Source organism: Cellulomonas flavigena DSM 20109, assembly GCF_000092865.1.
GTDB lineage: Bacteria > Actinomycetota > Actinomycetes > Actinomycetales > Cellulomonadaceae > Cellulomonas > Cellulomonas flavigena.
The window spans coordinates 2,326,400-2,344,579 of the sequence record NC_014151.1 but is presented as its reverse complement, the minus strand read 5'-3'; the positions used below and the strand labels follow the sequence as shown (position 1 = coordinate 2,344,579).

General features: G+C 75.4%; 20 protein-coding genes. 11 read left to right on the top strand and 9 right to left on the bottom strand.

Annotated features, from left to right (window positions below; translation table 11 throughout):
• Positions 1–24: 24 nt before the first annotated feature.
• Both sucB and lpdA read right to left on the bottom strand, forming a co-directional pair.
• Positions 25–1,836, bottom strand: coding sequence for a 2-oxoglutarate dehydrogenase, E2 component, dihydrolipoamide succinyltransferase (gene sucB, locus CFLA_RS10640; RefSeq protein WP_013117330.1), 1,812 nt, complete (start codon positions 1,834–1,836; stop codon positions 25–27).
• Positions 1,837–1,865: 29 nt separating this feature from the next.
• Positions 1,866–3,248 (bottom strand): dihydrolipoyl dehydrogenase, encoded by a 1,383-nt coding sequence (gene lpdA, locus CFLA_RS10635; RefSeq protein ID WP_013117329.1) that lies wholly within the window; start codon positions 3,246–3,248, stop codon positions 1,866–1,868.
• Between the two features lie 196 nt (positions 3,249–3,444).
• Here lpdA and CFLA_RS10630 point away from each other — a divergent pair, with 196 nt between their 5' ends.
• Positions 3,445–3,804 (top strand): hypothetical protein, encoded by a 360-nt coding sequence (locus CFLA_RS10630; protein ID WP_013117328.1) that lies wholly within the window; start codon positions 3,445–3,447, stop codon positions 3,802–3,804.
• A gap of 52 nt (positions 3,805–3,856) precedes the next feature.
• Here the strand turns inward: CFLA_RS10630 and CFLA_RS10625 are convergent, their stop codons facing one another.
• Complete coding sequence (locus CFLA_RS10625) at positions 3,857–5,338, bottom strand: leucyl aminopeptidase (RefSeq protein ID WP_148234343.1); 1,482 nt, start codon at positions 5,336–5,338, stop codon at positions 3,857–3,859.
• A gap of 85 nt (positions 5,339–5,423) precedes the next feature.
• Between CFLA_RS10625 and CFLA_RS10620 the strand changes: the two genes are divergently transcribed.
• Genes CFLA_RS10620 through CFLA_RS10605 form a run of 4 tightly spaced genes read left to right on the top strand, consistent with a single transcriptional unit; the run spans position 5,424 to position 7,502 of the window.
• Positions 5,424–5,792: a hypothetical protein gene (locus tag CFLA_RS10620; protein ID WP_013117326.1), complete on the top strand. Its 369-nt coding sequence runs from the start codon at positions 5,424–5,426 to the stop codon at positions 5,790–5,792.
• Positions 5,789–6,229 (top strand): hypothetical protein, encoded by a 441-nt coding sequence (locus CFLA_RS10615; RefSeq protein WP_013117325.1) that lies wholly within the window; start codon positions 5,789–5,791, stop codon positions 6,227–6,229. Before CFLA_RS10620 ends, CFLA_RS10615 begins: the two co-directional genes overlap by 4 nt.
• 5 nt (positions 6,230–6,234) lie before the next feature.
• Positions 6,235–7,290 carry a quinone-dependent dihydroorotate dehydrogenase gene (locus tag CFLA_RS10610; RefSeq protein ID WP_043600501.1) on the top strand — a complete coding sequence of 352 codons (1,056 nt, stop codon included), beginning with the start codon at positions 6,235–6,237 and terminating at the stop codon, positions 7,288–7,290.
• Entirely contained in the window at positions 7,290–7,502 is a 213-nt protein-coding gene (locus CFLA_RS10605) for a hypothetical protein (protein ID WP_013117323.1), read from the top strand. Before CFLA_RS10610 ends, CFLA_RS10605 begins: the two co-directional genes overlap by 1 nt.
• Positions 7,503–7,520: 18 nt before the next feature.
• On the opposite strand, the gene yczR is transcribed toward CFLA_RS10605, so the two are convergent.
• On the bottom strand, positions 7,521–8,969 hold the full coding sequence (gene yczR / locus CFLA_RS10600) for a MocR-like transcription factor YczR (RefSeq protein ID WP_043600498.1): 1,449 nt from the start codon (positions 8,967–8,969) through the stop codon (positions 7,521–7,523).
• Between yczR and CFLA_RS20035 the strand changes: the two genes are divergently transcribed.
• Genes CFLA_RS20035 through CFLA_RS20465 form a run of 3 tightly spaced genes read left to right on the top strand, consistent with a single transcriptional unit; the run spans position 8,968 to position 10,617 of the window.
• Positions 8,968–9,165, top strand: a complete 198-nt coding sequence (locus tag CFLA_RS20035; RefSeq protein ID WP_043598990.1) for a hypothetical protein — start codon at positions 8,968–8,970, stop codon at positions 9,163–9,165. The genes yczR and CFLA_RS20035 overlap by 2 nt on opposite strands.
• Positions 9,162–9,806 (top strand): membrane protein YczE, encoded by a 645-nt coding sequence (yczE, locus tag CFLA_RS20470; protein WP_013117321.1) that lies wholly within the window; start codon positions 9,162–9,164, stop codon positions 9,804–9,806. Before CFLA_RS20035 ends, yczE begins: the two co-directional genes overlap by 4 nt.
• Positions 9,807–9,837: 31 nt before the next feature.
• Positions 9,838–10,617 carry a hypothetical protein gene (locus tag CFLA_RS20465; protein ID WP_013117320.1) on the top strand — a complete coding sequence of 260 codons (780 nt, stop codon included), beginning with the start codon at positions 9,838–9,840 and terminating at the stop codon, positions 10,615–10,617.
• Positions 10,618–10,632: 15 nt separating this feature from the next.
• Here CFLA_RS20465 and CFLA_RS10580 read toward each other — a convergent pair whose 3' ends face one another.
• Complete coding sequence (locus CFLA_RS10580) at positions 10,633–11,232, bottom strand: DUF3043 domain-containing protein (protein WP_013117319.1); 600 nt, start codon at positions 11,230–11,232, stop codon at positions 10,633–10,635.
• A 32-nt stretch (positions 11,233–11,264) separates the two neighbouring features.
• On the opposite strand from CFLA_RS10580, the gene CFLA_RS10575 reads away from it, so the two are divergent.
• Positions 11,265–12,659 (top strand): dipeptidase, encoded by a 1,395-nt coding sequence (locus CFLA_RS10575; protein WP_013117318.1) that lies wholly within the window; start codon positions 11,265–11,267, stop codon positions 12,657–12,659.
• Positions 12,660–12,681: 22 nt separating this feature from the next.
• On the opposite strand, the gene CFLA_RS10570 is transcribed toward CFLA_RS10575, so the two are convergent.
• The 3 genes from CFLA_RS10570 to nadA all read right to left on the bottom strand — a co-directional run bounded on the left by CFLA_RS10570 (position 12,682) and on the right by nadA (position 15,134).
• On the bottom strand, positions 12,682–13,200 hold the full coding sequence (locus CFLA_RS10570; RefSeq protein ID WP_013117317.1) for an acyl-CoA thioesterase: 519 nt from the start codon (positions 13,198–13,200) through the stop codon (positions 12,682–12,684).
• Between the two features lie 61 nt (positions 13,201–13,261).
• Entirely contained in the window at positions 13,262–13,861 is a 600-nt protein-coding gene (locus CFLA_RS10565) for a DJ-1/PfpI family protein (RefSeq protein ID WP_013117316.1), read from the bottom strand.
• 34 nt (positions 13,862–13,895) lie between these two features.
• A complete protein-coding gene (nadA, locus tag CFLA_RS10560) occupies positions 13,896–15,134 on the bottom strand; it encodes a quinolinate synthase NadA (protein ID WP_013117315.1) in 1,239 nt (412 codons plus the stop codon).
• 64 nt (positions 15,135–15,198) lie between these two features.
• On the opposite strand from nadA, the gene CFLA_RS10555 reads away from it, so the two are divergent.
• Together CFLA_RS10555 and erpA are read left to right on the top strand one after the other, a co-directional pair.
• A complete protein-coding gene (locus tag CFLA_RS10555) occupies positions 15,199–16,407 on the top strand; it encodes a glycerate kinase family protein (RefSeq protein ID WP_245530230.1) in 1,209 nt (402 codons plus the stop codon).
• A 117-nt stretch (positions 16,408–16,524) separates the two neighbouring features.
• Positions 16,525–16,875 (top strand): iron-sulfur cluster insertion protein ErpA, encoded by a 351-nt coding sequence (gene erpA, locus CFLA_RS10550; RefSeq protein ID WP_013117313.1) that lies wholly within the window; start codon positions 16,525–16,527, stop codon positions 16,873–16,875.
• A 90-nt stretch (positions 16,876–16,965) separates the two neighbouring features.
• Here the strand turns inward: erpA and CFLA_RS10545 are convergent, their stop codons facing one another.
• The gene (locus CFLA_RS10545) at positions 16,966–18,129 is read right to left on the bottom strand and encodes a cysteine desulfurase family protein (protein WP_052302712.1); all 1,164 of its coding nucleotides are present in this window, start codon (positions 18,127–18,129) and stop codon (positions 16,966–16,968) included.
• Between the last annotated feature and the right edge of the window lie 51 nt (positions 18,130–18,180).

The window sequence follows — 18,180 nt, the reverse complement described above, 5'->3', positions numbered from 1 at the left end:
GTGACCCCGCGGGACGGCAGTGCGTCAGAGGCCGAGCTCGGCCTCGAACGCGCCCTCCTCGAGGCGGTTCTTGACCGCGGTGAGGTAGCGCGACGCGTCGGCGCCGTCGACGAGCCGGTGGTCGTACGACAGGCACAGGTAGCACATCGACCGGATGGCGATGACCTCGTCGCCGTCGGGCCCCTTGACGACGACCGGGCGCTTGACGATCGCCCCGGTGCCGAGGATCGCCGACGTGCCACCAGGCACGATCGGGGTGTCGATGATCGCGCCGCCCGAGCCGGTGTTCGTCACGGTGAACGTGGCGCCCGACAGCTCGTCCGGCGTCACCTTGTTGGCACGCGTGCGCGAGGCGAGGTCGGCGATCTTGCGCGCGATGCCCGCGAGGTTGAGGTCGCCGGCGTCGCGGATGACCGGCGTCAGCAGGCCGCGCTCGGTGTCGACCGCGATCGCCACGTTCTCCTGCCCGTGGTACGTGATCTGGGTGCCCTCGAGCACGCCGTTGATCTTCGGGTAGGTCTTGAGCCCCTCGATCGCGGCCTGGACGAAGAACGGCAGGTACGTGAGGTTGACGCCCTCGCGTGCCGCGAAGTCCGCCTTGGCGCGGGCACGCAGCTTGGCGATCCTCGTGACGTCGACCTCGACCACCGTGGTGAGCTGCGCCTGCGTGTGCAGCGCCTCGACCATGCGCTCGGCGATGATCTGCCGCAGTCGGCTGGCCTTCTCGGTCGTGCCGCGCAGCGGCGAGACCGGCGCCGGGGCGGCGGCCTTCGCGGGAGCCGCGGCCGGGGCGGCCGGCGCCGCGGCGGCCTTGCGGGCCTCCTCGGCCTTGGCCGCGGCCTCGAGCACGTCCTCCTTGCGGATGCGCCCACCGACGCCCGAGCCCGTGAGGGTCGACACGTCGACGCCCTTCTCGGCCGCGAGCTTGCGCACGAGCGGCGTGAGGTACGAGCCACCGGCGGACGGCGCGGGCGCGGACGGTGCCGGCGTCTGCGTGGCGGTCGGCTGCGCGGCGGCGGCCTCCTGCGCGGCGGGAGCCTGCTGCTCGGCGGCGGGCGCCGCCTCGGCCTCGGGCGCGGGCGCCTCGTAGCCGGCGGGCTCCTGCGCCGCGCCCTGCGGGGTCTCGGCGGCGGGCTCGCTCGCCTGCTCCTCGGGCTGCTGCGGTGCGGCGGGCTGCTCGGCGGCGGGAGCCGCGTCGCCCGATCCGACGACGGCCAGCACGGCGCCGACCTCGACGGTCTCGTCCTCCTGGACGCGGATCTCCTGCAGCGTGCCCGCGACGGGCGACGGGATCTCCGTGTCCACCTTGTCGGTGGAGATCTCCAGCAGCGGCTCGTCGACCGCGACCTCGTCGCCCACGGCCTTGAGCCAGCGCGTGACCGTGCCCTCGGTGACGGACTCGCCGAGCGCCGGGAGAGTGACCTCCTGGCCACTGCCACCGCCACCTGTGGACGGCGCGGGTCCCGGGGCGTCCTCGTGCTCCTCGACGGGCTGCTGCGCGGACTGCTCCGCCGCGGGCTCCTCGGCGGGTGCCTGCTCGGCGACGGGCTCCTCGGCGGGTGCCTGCTGCTCGCCCGAGCCGGCGTCACCGCCGCCCTCGCCCGAGCCGATGACGGCGAGCGTGGCGCCGACCTCGACCGTCTCGTCCTCCTGGACGAGGATCTGCTCGAGCACGCCGGCCACCGGCGAGGGGATCTCGGTGTCGACCTTGTCGGTCGAGATCTCGAGCAGGGGCTCGTCGACCTCGACGGTGTCACCGACGTTCTTGAGCCAGCGGGTGACGGTGCCCTCGGTGACGGACTCGCCGAGCGCGGGAAGCTGCACGTTCTGGGACATGACCGCTCGTGTCTCCTTCGATCCTGGGGTCAGTTGTGGGCGTGCAGCGGCTTGCCGGCGAGCGCGAGGAACGCCTCGCCGAGAGCCTCGTTCTGCGTCGGGTGCGCGTGCACCAGCTGCGCGACGTCCTCCGGGTAGGCCTCCCAGTTGACGATGAGCTGGCCCTCGCCGATGAGCTCGCCGACCCGCGCACCGATCATGTGCACGCCGACGACCGGGCCGTCCTTCTTGCGGACGAGCTTGATGAAGCCCTGGGTCGACAGGATCTGGCTCTTGCCGTTGCCGCCCAGGTTGTACTCGAGCACCTCGACCTGGTCGTCGCCGTACAGCTCCTTGGCGCGCTTCTCGGTCACGCCGACGGACCCGACCTCCGGGTCGGAGTAGGTGACGCGGGGGATGCCGGACTCCTCGATGAGCGGCGGGTTGAGGCCCGCGATCTGCTCGGCGACGAAGATGCCCTGCTGGAAGCCGCGGTGCGCGAGCTGCAGCCCGGGGACGATGTCGCCGACCGCGTAGATGTTGGCCACGCCCGTGTGCAGGCGCTCGTCGGTGATGACGAAGCCGCGGTCGAGCGTGATGCCCTGCTCCTCGTAGCCGAGGCCGGAGGTCGACGGGCCGCGGCCCACCGCGACGAGCAGGACGTCCGCGTCGAACGTCGTGCCGTCCTCGAGGGAGACGTGCACGCCGTTGTCGTCCTGCGTGACGCCCGAGAACCGGACGCCGAGGTTGAACTTGATGCCGCGCTTGCGGAACGCGCGTTCGAACGCCTTCGAGATCGCCTCGTCCTCGTTGGGGACCAGGTGGGGGAGCGCCTCGATGATCGTGACGTCGGCGCCGAAGGACTTCCAGACGCTCGCGAACTCCGAGCCGATGACGCCGCCGCCGAGGACGATCGCCGAGCGCGGCACCCAGTCCAGCGTGAGCGCCTGGTCGGACGTCATGACGCGCCCGCCGATGTCCAGGCCGGGCAGCGAGCGGGCGTACGAGCCGGTGCCGAGCACGACGTGCTCACCGGTGAGCGTGCGGTCGCCGACCTGCACGGTGTTCGGGCCGGTGAGCTTGCCGTACCCCTCGACGACCTCGATCTTGCGGGACTTGATGAGCCCCTGCAGACCCTTGTACAGGCGGCCGATGACGTTGTCCTTGTACTGGTTCACACCGCCCATGTCGATGCGCTCGAGGTGCGTGTGCACCCCGACGTGCGCACCCTCACGGGCGTTGTCGGCGAGCTCCGCCGCGTGCAGGAGGGCCTTGGTGGGGATGCATCCGCGGTGCAGGCACGTCCCTCCCACCTTGTCGGCCTCGACCAGCGCGACGGTCTTGCCCAGCTCGGCGGCGCGCAGCGCGGCGGCGTAGCCGCCACTGCCTCCGCCCAGGACGACGATGTCGAAAGCGGTGCCGTTGTCGGCCACGTGCGCACTCCTCGCAGGGTGTGGGGTCTGCTGCCCGCCCATCTTGTCATCCCACCCCCGCCGCGACGAACCGGCCCGCACCCTGGACCGGTGTGAGTCCCATGACATTCGTCCCATGACGCGGGCGGGACGGCGACGGGGTGGGCACCGACTGCGTCCAGGCGACGTCCAGGGACCGTCGGTAGAGTTCCCGCGCATGGGACTGTTCTCGCGCCGGCGACGCGGCGCCGCGGCGACGCCCGCCGACGCGCCCACGGGCCGTGAGGCACGCGCCGAGACACTGGCGTACCTGCGCGAGTTCGTGGCGACGCGCGTCGGCGTCGAGGCCTACGTCGAGCCGCGGACCAACGTCACCCCCACGACCCTCATGCTCGTGGCCACCGACGGCGAGTGGACGCGCCGCAAGGTGCCGGACGAGCGTGCGGCCGCGGCGCTCGCGCGCGACCTGCAGATCCCCGTGTACGACGTGCAGCGCACGGGCTACCCCCAGCGCGTGCGCGACTGGAACGCGCGCCAGCGCATCGAGCGTCAGCGCCGGGCGGCCGAGCGCGCCTGAGCCGGCGTGCCGCCGCGCACTGCCCGACCGGGCGTCGGCCTGCGCCCGGGCGTCAGGAGGCGCGCTGCTCCAGCAGGCGCAGCAGGGTGCGCACGCCGACGCCGGTGCCGCCCACGGGGGTGTAGCCGAACGCGGTCCGCTCGTTGAACGCGGGACCGGCCACGTCGAGGTGCGCCCAGGGCGTCGCGCCGACGAACTCCTGCAGGAAGATCCCGGCGGTGAGCATGCCGCCGAACCGGTCGCCGATGTTGGCGAGGTCGGCGACCTTCGACTTCAGCCCCGCCTTGAGGTCCGCCGGCAGCGGCATGGGCCAGAACTGCTCGCCCGCGTCGTGGGCGGCGTCGACGACCTCCGCGCGGGCCTGGTCGGTGCCCATGACGGCCGAGACGCGGTGCCCGAGGGCGACGACCTCCGCGCCGGTGAGCGTCGCGATGTCGACGACGAGGTCGGGCTTCTCCTCGACGGCTGCGACGAGACCGTCGGCCATCACCAGGCGGCCCTCCGCGTCGGTGTTGAGGACCTCGACGGTCTTCCCGCCCCGGATCGTCAGGACGTCGGACGGGCGCTGCGCGGTGCCCGACGGCATGTTCTCCGCCAGGCACAGCCAGCCGGTCACGGCGACGGGCAGCCCGAGCCGCGCGGCGGCGACCACGACGTGCAGCACGGCCGCGGCGCCCGCCATGTCGGACTTCATCGCCTCCATGCCGGCCGCCGGCTTGATCGAGATGCCGCCGGAGTCGAACGTGATGCCCTTGCCGACGAGGGCGACGTGGCCCGACGCCTTGGCGGGGGAGTACGCGACCTTGACGAGCCGCGGCGGGCGGGCCGAGCCCTGCCCGACGCCCACCAGGCCGCCGTACCCGCCGGCGGCCAGGGCCTTCTCGTCGAGCACGGTCACCTTGAGGGACTTCGCGCCGGACGCCTTCACCGCTGCCTTGGCCGCGTCGGCGAACGCCGCGGGGTACAGGTCGTTGGGTGCGGTGTTGACGAGGTCGCGCGTGCTGTGGACCGCGGCGGCGAGCACCTCGGCGCGCTCGAGCGCCGCCGTGGCGGCCTTGTCGCGCGGCAGCGGCGTGACGACCTCGACACGGCCCACCGCGGCGTCGTGCGCGTGGTACCGGTCATAGGTGTACGCGCCCAGCAGCGCGCCCTCGGCGACCGCTGCGACGGACGCCACGTCGCCTGCCGGCAGTGCGAGCGCGACCGACGCCAGGCCGGAGAGCTCGCGCGTCGCGGCACCCGCGGCTCGGCGCAGCAGCTCCGCGCCGGCGGGCGTCGCGGTGTCGACGGGCACGTCGCCGAGGCCGGTGACGACGAGCGTCGCCGCGCGCAGGCCGGTGCCGGGCAGGCGCCGGACCTCGTCGACGGCGCCCGTGATGCCCAGGCGCGTGCCGTCCTGCGTGATCTGCCGGGCCAGCTCGGCCGGGAGCCAGTCCGCCCCGACCGGGACCACGGAGGTCCCCTGGGCGTGGAGTCCGACGACGACCGCGTCGACGTCGAGCTGGGTGGGGTCCGTGGAGGTCAGCGAGATCACGTCCCCGATCGTAACCACGTGCCCCCCGCAGCGCGGGACCCGCGCGACCGTCCGCTCGCCCCGCGCGACGGTAGGTTGTCGGACCGTGTCGATCCTGTTCCTCCTCGCCGTGCTCGTCGGCGTGCTGTGCCTCGCCCTGGCCGCGTGGGCCGGGTGGTTCGTCGCCCGGGACCGGGCCGTGGTCCTGCGGCAGCTCTGGGGGGGTGCGGTCGTCGAGGTCGTGCTGCTCCTGCAGGCCGTCGTCCTGGGCGTCGTGCAGGTGACGGGCGGCCTCGAGGTCGACGGTCTGCTGCTGTGGGGGTACGTCGTCACCCAGCTCGTGCTGCTGCCGGTGGCAGCCGCGTGGGCCTTCGCCGAGCGCACGCGCTGGAGCTCCGTCGTCCTCGTCGTGGCGGCGCTGACCGTCGGGTTCCTCGAGCTGCGGGTCCTGCAGGTGCTCGGGGGGGCCGCGTGACGACCCGTGGCGGCGCGCGCCCCACCGGCACCGGCCCGGGCCGCCTCCTCGTCGCGGTCTACGGCGTGCTCGCGATCGCGGCGACCGCACGCGGTGCCTACCAGGTCGGCACCCGGCTCGCGGAGGCGCCGCTCGCGTACCTCCTGTCGCTCCTGGCCGGGATCGTCTACGCGGTGGCGACGCTGGCGCTCGCGCGTGACCTGCGCCGTGCCGCGTGGCCGGCCGTCGCGTTCGAGCTCGTCGGCGTCCTGGTCGTGGGGACGCTGTCCGTCGTCGACGTCGGGGACTTCCCCGACGAGACGGTGTGGTCCCGCTTCGGCGCCGGGTACGGGTGCGTCCCGCTCGTGCTGCCGTTCGTCGGCCTGTGGTGGCTGCGGCGCACGTCACGGACGGACGTGGACACGCCCGCGTCGCCGACGTCGCCGGCCGTAGGGTGAGCGCCGTGTACCGGCTGCTGTTCGACCTGGTGTTCCGTCGCATGGACCCCGAGCGGGCGCACGAGGTCGCGTTCGCGCTGATCGGTGCCGTGGGCCGCGTGCCCGTCCTGCGCACCGTCGTCGCGCGCGTCCTGCGCGTGCCGCGCGGCGACGCCGGTCGGGTGCGGGTCTGGGGCCGCACGTTCCCCGGCCGGTTCGGTCTCGCGGCCGGCTTCGACAAGGACGCGCGCGCGGTCGAGGGGCTGGCGATGCTCGGCTTCGCGTTCGTCGAGGTCGGCACGGTCACCGCGCACCCACAGCCCGGCAACGAGAAGCCGCGCCTGTGGCGGGTGCTCGAGGACCGCGCGCTGCGCAACCGCATGGGTTTCAACAACGAGGGCTCCGCGGCCGTCGCCGAGCGGCTGCGCCGTCTGCGCGCGACGCCTCACGGCCGGTCCCTCGTCGTGGGCGTCAACATCGGCAAGACCAAGGTGACGCCCGCGGAGGAAGCGCCCGCCGACTACGCGACGAGCGCCGGCCGGCTCGCACCGTACGCCGACTACCTCGTCGTCAACGTCTCCTCGCCCAACACGCCAGGTCTGCGCGACCTGCAGGCCGTCGACGCGCTGCGGCCGGTGCTCACGGCCACGCGCGCGGCCGCCGACGCGGCCACGACGCGTGCCGGACGTCCGGTCGTCCCGGTGCTGGTGAAGATCGCCCCCGACCTGTCGGACGACGACGTCGACGCCGTCGCGGACCTCGTCGCCGAGCTCGGGCTCGACGGTGTCGTGGCCGTGAACACGACGATCGCCCACGACCTGGGCCCGGGGGGCCTGTCCGGACCACCGGTGCTCGCGCGCGGCCTGGACGTCGTGGCGCGTCTGCGCACGCGGCTCGGGCCCGACGCGGTGATCATCGGCGTCGGGGGGATCGCGGGGCCGGCCGACGCCCGCGAGTACCTCGCGGTCGGGGCGACGCTGGTGCAGGCGTACACGGCGTTCATCTACGAGGGCCCGACCCTGCCCGCCCGCGTCGCGCGGGCGCTGGCCGGGGAGACGGTGCGGACGGCGGAGGTGTGGTGATGGTGGTGCGGCCGCGGTGGCAGTGGCGGCTCGTCGCGGCGGACGGCACGGACGTCGAGCGTCCGGGTAGCCCGGTCTTCCTCGCGCGCTTCGACGCCGAGCAGTGGCTCGGGGAGCACTGGCGCGCGCTCGCGGGCCAGGGCGTGCACCGCGTCGTCCTGCAGCACGACAGCGCGGACCTGCCGCCGGGCCTCGACCTGCCGCCCGTCTGACGTCACACGCGTCCGACGTCACACGAGCGCGGGCTGCGCGCGCAGGCCGTGCTGGGGCGTCGCACCGCCGAGGACCGCCCACGCGGCGGCCAGGCCGTCGACGGCGCGCCGCAGCGCGTCGGCCGGTTGGGCGAACGGGATCCGCAGGTGGTCGTCGAACGTGCCGTCCACGCCGAACGCGGGACCGGGCGCGACACGCACCCCGTGGCCGTGCGCGAGCGCCGCGAGCGCCGTCGAGACCGGGCGCGTCAGGTCGACCCAGGTGGACAGCCCACCGGCCGGCACCGTGGTGCGCCACTCCGGCAGCTCCTGCGCGAGCATCGAGTGCAGCGCGTCGCGCTGCGCCCGGACGGTGGCGCGGCGCTGCGCGACGACCTCGTCGGCGTGCGCGAGCAGCTCGAGCGTCACGAGCTGGTCGAGCACCGAGGTGCCGATGTCGACGTGGGCTCGGCGCTGGGCGAGCGCCGCCACGACGTCGGGGTGGCCGCGCAGCCAGCCGACGCGCAGGCCTCCCCAGAACGTCTTCGACGCCGAGCCCACGCACACGACGTAGCGGTCGGCGGGTCCGGCGCCGGCGAACGGCTCGGGCTCCGGCCCGGACAGGGTGAGGTCGGTGAGGGTCTCGTCCCCGACCACGACCGTGCGGGTGCGGCGGGCGAGGTCCCGCACGCGCGCCCGGGCGTCGGTCGTCAGCGACGTCCCGGTCGGGTTGTGGTGGTCGGGCACGAGGTAGACGAGCCGGGGCGCGGCCTGGTGCACGGTCGAGGCGAGCAGCTCCAGGTCGGTGCCGTGCGGGGTCACCGGGACCGGCACCGCTCGGGCGCCCGCGGCGCGCACGGCGTCGATCGCGTGCGGGTAGGTGGGGTGCTCGACGACGACGCGGTCGCCGGGCCCGGCGTACGCGGAGGTGAGCAGGTGGATCGCCTGCTGCCCCCCGGTGGTGACGAGGACTTGCTCCGGGGTCGTCGGCGTGCCGCGGCGCGTGTAGCGCTCGGCGACGGCGGCGCGCAGCGCCGGCAGGCCGAGCGGCGTGTACCCGGTGCCGGTCGTGTGGCGGGGGAGCGCGTCGAGCGCCGCAGCACAGGCCGCGGCGAGCTGCGGCGGGGCCGACGGCGCCGCCGCGGACAGGTCGACGAGTCCGTCGTCGACACCGCCGAGCCGGGTCGGGACGCGGTCGCCTGCGTGCGGCGGCAGCGTCGTGACGGTGCCCGAGCCGCGGCGGCTGGCGAGGAAGCCCTCGTCGCGCAGCAGGTCGTACGCCGCGGTGACCGTCGTGCGTGACACGCCCAGGGCGTCGGCGACCTCGCGCTCGCCGGGCAGCCGCGTGGCCAACGGCAGCGTCCCGGCGCGCACGAGCCCGCGCAGCGCGTCCGCCAGGGCCTGGTAGGCAGGGCCGTGGTGCTGCCACGTGCCGAGCAGCACGCGCAGCCGGGAACCGCTGACACGACGATCGACGCTCACGGACATGAGGGCCACTATCGACCAGGTGGATATGGATGACAAGGCCACGGTTCCAGATGATGAGGCCATGCTCGCGTACGCCCTCCTCCTGCTGGTCCTGGCGGGGACGGCCGTGGCCCTCGCCCGGACGGTCCGGGCCGACGGCCTCGGTCACCGCCCGCCGCCGCGGTCCCACGCCGACGGCGTCGGGGGTGCCCGATGAGCGCGACGCGGACGGCCGTGCCACCGTCGCCGTCCTCCCTGGCACGTGACCGTGCCCGCCGCGGCACCCGGCTCGCGGCCGGGCTCGTCCTGTACGCGGCCTCCATCGCGCTGCTCGTGCACCCGCAGCTCGGCTCCATGCCGTGGGACGTCCTCAACCAGGGCGTCGCCCGCACCGCCGGATGGTCCTTCGGCACCGCGACCGTGGTGATCTCGCTCGTCGTCCTGCTGTGCTGGGTCCCGCTGCGGCAGCGGCCGGGCGTGGGCACGCTGGCCAACGTCGTGGTCATCGGCGCGCTCGTCGACCCCTTCCTCACCCTCGCGGCGCTCCTTCCCGACCCGCTCCCGCTCGCCGCGCGCGCCGCCATGGTCGTCGCCGGCATCGGCGCGAACGCCGTCGCGACGGCGCTCTACGTGGGCGCCCGCCTCGGCCCCGGCCCGCGCGACGGGCTCATGACGGGACTCGTCGCGCGCACCGGGGGGTCGGTGCGTCTGGTGCGCGGCGCCATCGAGGTCGTGGTGGTCGCCGCGGGCTGGGCCCTCGGCGGCACCGTGGGCCTCGGGACGCTCGCCTACGCGCTCGCGATCGGTCCGCTCGTCCACGTGCTGCTGCCACGCCTGACCGTGCGCGCCGAGCGGTAGCCTGCGTCCACGCGGTCGGACGAGGAGGGTCATGTACCAGGTCGGTGCGGTGGTCGACGGGTTCGAGCTCACGGCGTCGGGGGAGTGGGCGCGGCTGTCGCCCACCGGAAGCTCGCCCTACCGCCTCGGTGACGTCGTCGACGGGCACCTGCTCGACGCGGACCTCACCTGGGTGCCGCTGCGCCGCGACCCCACGGCCCCCTACGTCGCGGGGGACGTGGTCGACGAGTACGTGCTGACGCCCGAGGGGGCCTGGGTCCCGCTCGCGGCACGCGTGCGTGAGCGGGCGGCCGCGGGTGCGGCGCGCCGGCCCGCGGCCGGCGAGGCGGCCACGGGCCCGGGCCGCGAGACGGCCTCCGAGCGCGCGGAGCGTCGAGCCGGCGAGCGTCGTCGCGCGGTCGAACGGGAGGCGGCCGAGCGGCGCGCCGCAGCGCAGGAGGCGTCCGCTGCGCAGCGTGCGGCCGAGCACCGTGCCATGCAGGAGCGTGCGGCGCGGGAGCGTGCCGCGCAGGCGCGCGCGGGCGAGGGTGCTGCGGGGACGGCGGCTGCCGGTACCGGGGCGTCGCAGGCGGGTGCCGCACCTGCCCGTCGCACGTACCGGATCGGTGACGTCGTGAACGGTCACGTCCTCACGCCGGAGATGCGCTGGGTCCCCGTCGGCGGCGCGCCCGCCCGTCCGACGTCGCCGCAGCGGGGTCCTGCGCCGCGGCAGTCCGCGGGCCGGCCGTCGGGGCGTCAGGGCCTGCCGGGGATCGTCCCGATCCTCGTCGTCGGGTTCGTGCTCGTGCAGGTCCTGCGCGCCTGTGCCTGATCCGCTCGGTCGGTCTCAGGCCGGGTGCTGGCCGTGCTTGACCTGCGGCTTCGGCAGCCGCGAGGGGCGTACCTGGTACGCGCGCATGACGGCGTACATCGCCAGACCGCGCGGCAGCCCGTCCTCGCCGAACTTCGCGACCAGGCGCCTCTTCAGACCACGCCACATCAGCCACGCGTCGACGACCGAGGCGATGATGAAGACGTACAGGACGATCAGTGACGCGAACGCGACGACCGGCGCGCTGCTCGCCGTCACGAACTGCAGCACGAGGAAAGCCGCCGCCAGCGGCAGGAAGAGCTCGGCCAGGTTCCACCGCGCGTCGACGGCGTCGCGCACGAAGCGACGTACCGGTCCGCGGTCTCGCGCCGGCATGTGCCGCTCGTCGCCGTTGCGCATCGCCTGGTACTCGAGGTCGCGCTGCACGCGAGCCTTCGCGCGGGCCTCCTTGGCGGCCGCACGACGATCGGTGGGCACCAGCGGACGCTTGTTGCGCGCCTCGGCCTCCTTGCGGGTCGGCGTCGGGCGCCCCTTGCCCGCGGGGGCAGGGAGGGGCGGCTCGTCGACGACCGGCGCGTCGACGGTCGGCGGGGGGTCCTGCTTGCGTCCGAACACGGCTCCAGGGTAGTCGAGTAGCGTCGGGGGACGTGACCACCACCGACCCCGTCCCGGCCCCTGCCCCCGAGCGCGTCGCCGCACTGCGCGCGCGCGTCGCCGCGCAGTTCCCCGACGTCCGTGCCGACCTCGAGGCCCTGGTGCGCATCCCGAGCGTGTCGAACGCCGAGTTCGACCAGGCGCACGTCGAGGCGTCGGCCGCGGCGGTGGCGCGGCTGCTCACGGAGGCCGGCATGCCGCAGGTCGACGTGCTGCGTGCCACGGGGCGCGACGGCACCCCGGGCGCGCCCGCCGTGGTCGCCCGTCGCCCTGCCCCCGCCGGCGCACCGACCGTCCTGCTGTACGCGCACCACGACGTGCAGCCGCCCGGCGACCGCGCGCACTGGTCGTCGGACCCGTTCGAGCCGACCCCGCGTGGTGAGCGGCTCTACGGCCGCGGGGCTGCGGACGACAAGGCCGGCGTGGTCGCGCACGTCGGCGCGCTGCGGGCGCTCGGCGACGAGCTGGGCGTCGGCGTCACCGTCTTCGTCGAGGGCGAGGAGGAGATCGGCTCGCCCACGTTCGTCGAGTTCCTCCAGGCGCACCGCGCCGCGCTCGCGGCCGACGTCATCGTCGTGGCCGACTCGTCGAACTGGAAGGTCGGTGTGCCGGGCCTGACCACGTCGCTGCGCGGGCTGGTCGACCTGGTCGTGGACGTCGAGGTGCTGGACCACGCGGTCCACTCGGGCATGTTCGGCGGCCCGCTGCTCGACGCCCCCACGCTGCTGGCACGGCTGATCACCACGCTGCACGACGAGAACGGCGACGTCGCCGTTCCCGGCCTCGTGCACGCACCCGACCCGGCCGTCGACTACGAGGAGGCCGACCTGCGCGCCGACGCGGGGGTGCTGGACGGCGTGCGCCTGGCCGGCACCGGATCCCTGACGGCGCGGCTGTGGACCCGTCCGGCGATCGGCGTCATCGGTCTCGACGCCCCGCGCGTCGCGAGCGCGTCGAACACGCTGACGCCCCGCGCGTCCGCGAAGCTCTCGGTGCGCCTGGCGCCCGGCCAGGACCCGGCAGCAGCCATGGCGGCGCTGCGCGAGCACCTGCTGGCGCACGCGCCCTTCGGGGCCCGCGTCACCGTGCACGAGGGCGAGCAGGGTCGGCCCTTCCAGGCGCCGGCGGACTCCCCGGGCATGCAGGCCGCCCGCTGGGCCATGCGCACGTCGTGGGGCACGCCGCCCGTCGACATCGGCGTCGGCGGCTCGATCCCGTTCATCAGCGACCTGCTGGACGTCTACCCCGACGCCACGATCCTCGTGACGGGCGTCGAGGACCCCGACTCGCGCGCGCACGGCGCGGACGAGTCGGTGCACCTCGGCGAGCTCGAGCGCGTCGTGCTCGCCGAGGCGCTGCTGCTGGAGGTGCTCGCTCCGTCCGCCTGAGAACGCCGCGCCCGGGCTCGCCTCAGCGGTGCGCGACGTCCACCGCGCACGCCCATGCTGCGACGTCCTCGGGGAGCTCGGGGCTCTCCCGGTCCGCCTCGCCGATCGCCGCGACGACGTCGGTGGGTGCGACGCGCTCGCCCGCCCGGGACAGGAACCGCCCTGCCACCCAGCCGCGCGCGACGAGCAGGCCGCCGCGCTCGATCACCTGCTCCAGGTAGACGACGCGGGCGTCCCAGCCGAGCACGCGGGTGGTCACGGTGAACCGCTCGCCGAGCGTGAGCGAACGCCGGTACTTCATGGTCGACGCCGCGACGACGGGGTACCAGCGGTGCGCCGCGAGCCGGCCGAACGCACCGAGGTCGGCCAGGTAGTTCGAGCGGCCGATGTCCATGTACTGCAGGTAGACCCCGTTGTTGACGTGCCGGTACAGGTCGAGGTCACCCAGGCCCACGCGCAGGTGCGTGACCGAGGGGTCGAGCAGGTCGCGGCCGGGAACGGCGCGACGCGGGCGGAGCGTGGCGAGGGCGAGCTGGAGCATCCGGAGCACGCCCGTAGGTTACCGACCGGTACGCGAGGCTCGGACGGACGTGGACCGTGCGTCACACCGGAGGCGCCGGGTCGTACTCGATCTCGCGGCGCACGGCGGCGGCGGCGTCGTGCGACTCCAGGCGCGCGACGAGGTACAGCGCCATGTCGATCCCGGCGCAGACTCCCGCGGCCGTGATGACGTCCCCGTCGTCGACGAACCGCGACTCGGTGTCCACCAGCACGCTCGGGTCGGCCGTCGCGAGCTCGTCGAGCGTGGAGCGGTGCGTCGTGGCCGGCCGGCCGGCCAGCAGGCCAGCCGCCGCGTAGACGAGCGAGCCCGTGCACACGCTCGTCATCAGCGGGGTCGTCGCGCGCATCGCCCGCACCCACGCCAGGTGCCCCTCGTCGGCCATGAGGGCCCGGGTGCCCCAGCCGCCGGGGTGCAGCAGCACCGTGAGCGGTCCGACGTCCTCCGTGCTGGTGTCCGGGACCAGGCTCAGGCCCTTCGCGCACCGCACCCCACCGCCGTCGGCCGAGAACGTCAGCACGTCGGGATGCAGGGCGCTGAGCCGCGCCCACGACGCGAGCACCTCCCACGGGCCGACGGCGTCGAGCTCATCGACGCCGTCGAACACGAGCACGCCCACCCGCAGCGGTGCCTGCGTCGACATCGACATCCCCCCTCGGCGCGGCCGTACCGCCGCGTCAGTGCCCCGGCAGCGCGAGCATCTGGTCCAGCGCGACCCGCGCCCAGTGCGCGACGTCCGGGTCCACCTCGATCCGGTGGGGCACACGGCCCTCGACGAGCGACTCGAGCGTCCAGACGAGGTGCGGCAGGTCGATCCGGTTCATCGTCGAGCAGAAGCACACGGTCGAGTCGAGGTAGTGCACGGTCAGCTCGGGGTGCTGCGCGGCCAGCCGGCGCACGAGGTTCAGCTCCGTGCCGATCGCCCAGGACGAGCCCGGCGGGGCCGCGTCGAGCGCCTTGATGATGTACTCGGTGGAGCCGACCATGTCCGCCGCCGTCACGACCTCGTGGGTGCACTCGGGGTGCACGAGGACCGTCACGTCCGGCACGGCCGCGCGGATGTCCGCGACGTTGCGCGCCGAGAACCGCCCGTGCACCGAGCAGTGCCCCCGCCACAGGATCATCCGGGCGTCGCGCAGCTGCTGCACGCTCACGCCGCCGCCCGGCCTGCGCGGGTCGAACACGACGCAGTCGTCGAGGGAGAGGCCGAGCTGCTGCACCGCGGTGTTGCGGCCCAGGTGCTGGTCCGGCATGAAGAGCACCTTGCCGCGCCCGTCGAGCCCGCCGACCCGGTCGAACGCCCACCGCAGCGCCACGTGCGCGTTGGACGACGTGCAGACCGTGCCGCCGTGGCGCCCCGTGAACGCCTTGATCGCGGCCGTCGAGTTCATGTACGTCACCGGCACCGTGTCCTGCGCGGTACCGGCGTCGACGAGCACGTCCCACGCGTCCTCGACCTGGTCGATGGCGGCCATGTCCGCCATCGAGCACCCTGCCGCGAGGTCCGGCAGCACGACCTGCTGGCTGTCGGACGTGAGGATGTCGGCCGACTCCGCCATGAAGTGCACGCCGCAGAACACGACGAACTCCGCCGTCGGCCGCGCGGCCGCCTCGCGCGCGAGCTTGAACGAGTCCCCGGTCACGTCGGCGAACGCGATGACCTCGTCGCGCTGGTAGTGGTGCCCGAGCACGAAGGCGCGGTCGCCCAGCGCGTCCCGCGCCGCGCGCGCCCGCTCGACGAGGGACGGGTCCCCCGGTGCCGGCAGGGCGCCGACGCATTCGACGCCACGCTCGGAGGCCAGGTCGACACCGCGGCCGAGCAGCAGCAGCGGAGAGGGCGCGGGCTCGGTGAACGTGCCGGTGGAGGTGCTCACGGCGGCATGATCCCACAGCACGTGGGCGCCCGGCAGGCACACCCACGTGCGGAGCCGCCGCGGGACGCGGGCCCGGGCGGTCGGGACGGCGTGCCACCATCGGTGCGTGCGCGTCCTCATGGCCCCCGACGGCTTCGGCACCAGCCTGACCCCCGCCGAGGCGGCCGCCGCGCTGCGTGCCGGCTGGCAGCAGGGCGCGCCGCACGACGACGTCGCCGTGTGCCCGATGGCGGACGGCGGCCCGGGGTTCGTCGCGACGCTGCACACGACGCTCGGCGGTGACCTCGATCCCGTCACGGTGACCTCCCCGGTGGGCTCCGCGACGCCCGCCGCGGTGCTGCGCGTGGGCCGGACCGCCCACGTGGAGTCGGCTCACGCCCTCGGGCTCGACCTCGTGCCGGCCGACCTGCGGGACCCGACGCGCACGACGAGCCGCGGTGCAGGGCAGCTGCTCGTGTCGGCGCTCGCGGGGGCCCGGCGGGTCGTCGTCGGCCTCGGCGGGTCCGCGACCAACGACGCCGGTGCGGGGCTGCTCGTCGCGCTCGCCGAGGCGCTGCTGCCCGCGGGCACGGTGGCGGCGGACGTCGCCGCGCGGCTCGCCGCCGGGGGCGGAGGCGTGGGCGACCTCGGCCCCGACGACCTGCGCTGGCTGCCCGACCTGCGTGCAGCGCTGCGCTCGGTCGACCTGCTCGCCGCCGTCGACGTCGACGTGCCCCTGCTCGGTCTCCGGGGCGCGTCGGCCGGGTTCTCGGCGCAGAAGGGCGCGACGCCGCAGCAGGCGCAGGACCTCGAGCGCGCGCTCGGTGCGTTCGCGCACGCCGCGACGACCGCGCTCGGCGACGTCCGCACGGGGCCCGGCGCGGACCTGCTCGGGCGGTCCGACGCACGCGGGGCGCGGCTCGCGGCCCTTCCCGGCGCCGGCGCGGCCGGTGGGGTGGGATTCGCCCTCGCGCTGCTGGGCGCGCGCCTGCTGCCCGGGGCCACGCTCGTCGCGGACGTGGTCGACCTGCCCGCGCGGATCGGTGCGCACGACCTCGTGGTCACCGGGGAGGGGCGCACGGACTGGCAGTCGCTGCACGGCAAGGTCGTCGCCGAGGTCGCGGCCCGCGCGTTGCCGCTCGCGGTGCCGACCGTGGTCGTCTCGGGCGAGGTCCAGGTGGGGCGGCGCGAGCTCGCGGCGGCAGGCGTGACCGCCGCGTACGCCGTCGCCGAGGGGGCCGACGCCGTCCGGGCGGCGCTCGCCGACCCCGGCGGCAGCCTGCGCGCCCGCGCCACCCGGGTGGCGCGGACCTGGTCGCCCGCGCGGGCCTCCTGAGACCGCGTCGTCCGTACCTGGACGGGCGTGCGACGGGGCGTACGCTGGGCGGGAACAACGGTGCGGCCGACGGTGTTGAGCGTCGTCGAGGACCGTCCAGGCGAACCCGGGAGTGACATGAGCGAGACCACGCAGACCGCGACGCACGGCGTCCAGCTCACGGACGTGGCTGCCGGCAAGGTGCGCAGCCTGCTCGAGCAGGAAGGACGCGACGACCTGCGCCTGCGCGTCGCCGTGCAGCCCGGTGGCTGCTCGGGCCTGATCTACCAGCTGTACTTCGACGAGCGGCTGCTCGACGGGGACGCGACGCGCGACTACGACGGCGTCGAGGTGGTCGTGGACCGCATGAGCGTGCCGTACCTCGACGGCGCGACCATCGACTTCGCCGACACGATCGAGAAGCAGGGCTTCACGATCGACAACCCGAACGCGGGCAGCGCCTGCGCCTGCGGCGGCTCCTTCAGCTGACCCCGGCCGCGCGCGTCTCCACGGGGCCGCACCCCGGACGGGGTGCGGGCCCGTGCGCGTCGCGTGGGTGCGCGGAGCGTGCGCACGCGGTCAGGCGCCGATCGCCGCGCGCACGTCGGCGACCGCGCGCGGCAGCACGTCGCAGAACCGGTGGACGTCCGCGGCGTCGACGTCCGGGGGCAGGGACAGCCGCACGTTGCCCTGGGTGAGCGCCCCCATCGCGGCCAGCACGTGGCTGGGCTCGAGCGCGCTCGACGTGCACGCGGAGCCGCTGCCCACGCCGAAGCCCTCGCGGTCCAGGCGCTCGACGATCGCCTCGCCCTCGACGTACAGGCACGAGAACGTCACGACGTGCGGCAGCCTCTCCACGGGGTGCCCGACGACCTGCACGTCCGGCACCTCGGCCGCGACGCGCCGCCGGACCACGTCGACGAGCGCGCGCCGGTGGGCGTCGGCGGCTTCGCGGGCTGCGGACGCCTCCTGCAGCGCGACCGCCGCGGCGAGCGCGACGGGCACGTGGACGCCACCGGGTGACCAGCGGTCGTCGTCCTCGGGCCAGTCGGGGCTGCGCCGCACGCCGGCGCGCGTCAGCACGACGCCCAGCGGGGGGCCGCCCCAGTCGCCGGCGTCCGCCACGCGCACGTCGCCCGCGCCTCCGAGGTCGACGTGCCCGGCGCTCGCGCCGACGTCGACGAGCAGCGGCACCCCGGCTGCGCGCAGCGCGTCCTGGACCTCGCCGACCGGCTGGAGCGTGCCCACCTCGCCGTTGGCGTGCTGCAGCACCGCCACGGCGGTCCCCGGTCCGGCGGCCGCGACCATCGCGCCGGCGTCGACCCGGCCGTGCGGGTCGACCTCCACCGTGCGGACCCGGCCCTCCCCGCGCACCGCGACGAAGTGCGCCGCGTGGTGCAGCGCGGCCCGCTCGACCGCCCCGACGACGACGTCGGACCCCGCTCGCCGCCGACCGCGCGCCACGGCGCGCAGCGCACCGTGCAGCGCCAGCGTGTGCGACGGCACGAGGTCCACCTCGTCGGGACGCGCGCCGAGCCCCGACGCGAGAGCCTCCCGTGCGTCGTCGAGCAGCAGGCGGGCGCGCCGGGCCTCGGCGAACAGCCGGCGGGGGTCGGCCCAGCCCTGGTCGAGCGCCTCCAGGAACGCCGTCCGGGCCGCGGGGTGCAGACGTGCGTGGCCGGCGACGTCGAGCACGACGCGGTGCGACCGTGCGGCAGGGGCCTCGGGCGGGGGAGTGCTCACGGCGGCACGGTAGCCCTCCGGTGGCGCCCCATGAGGTCAGGCGCCCGGCGG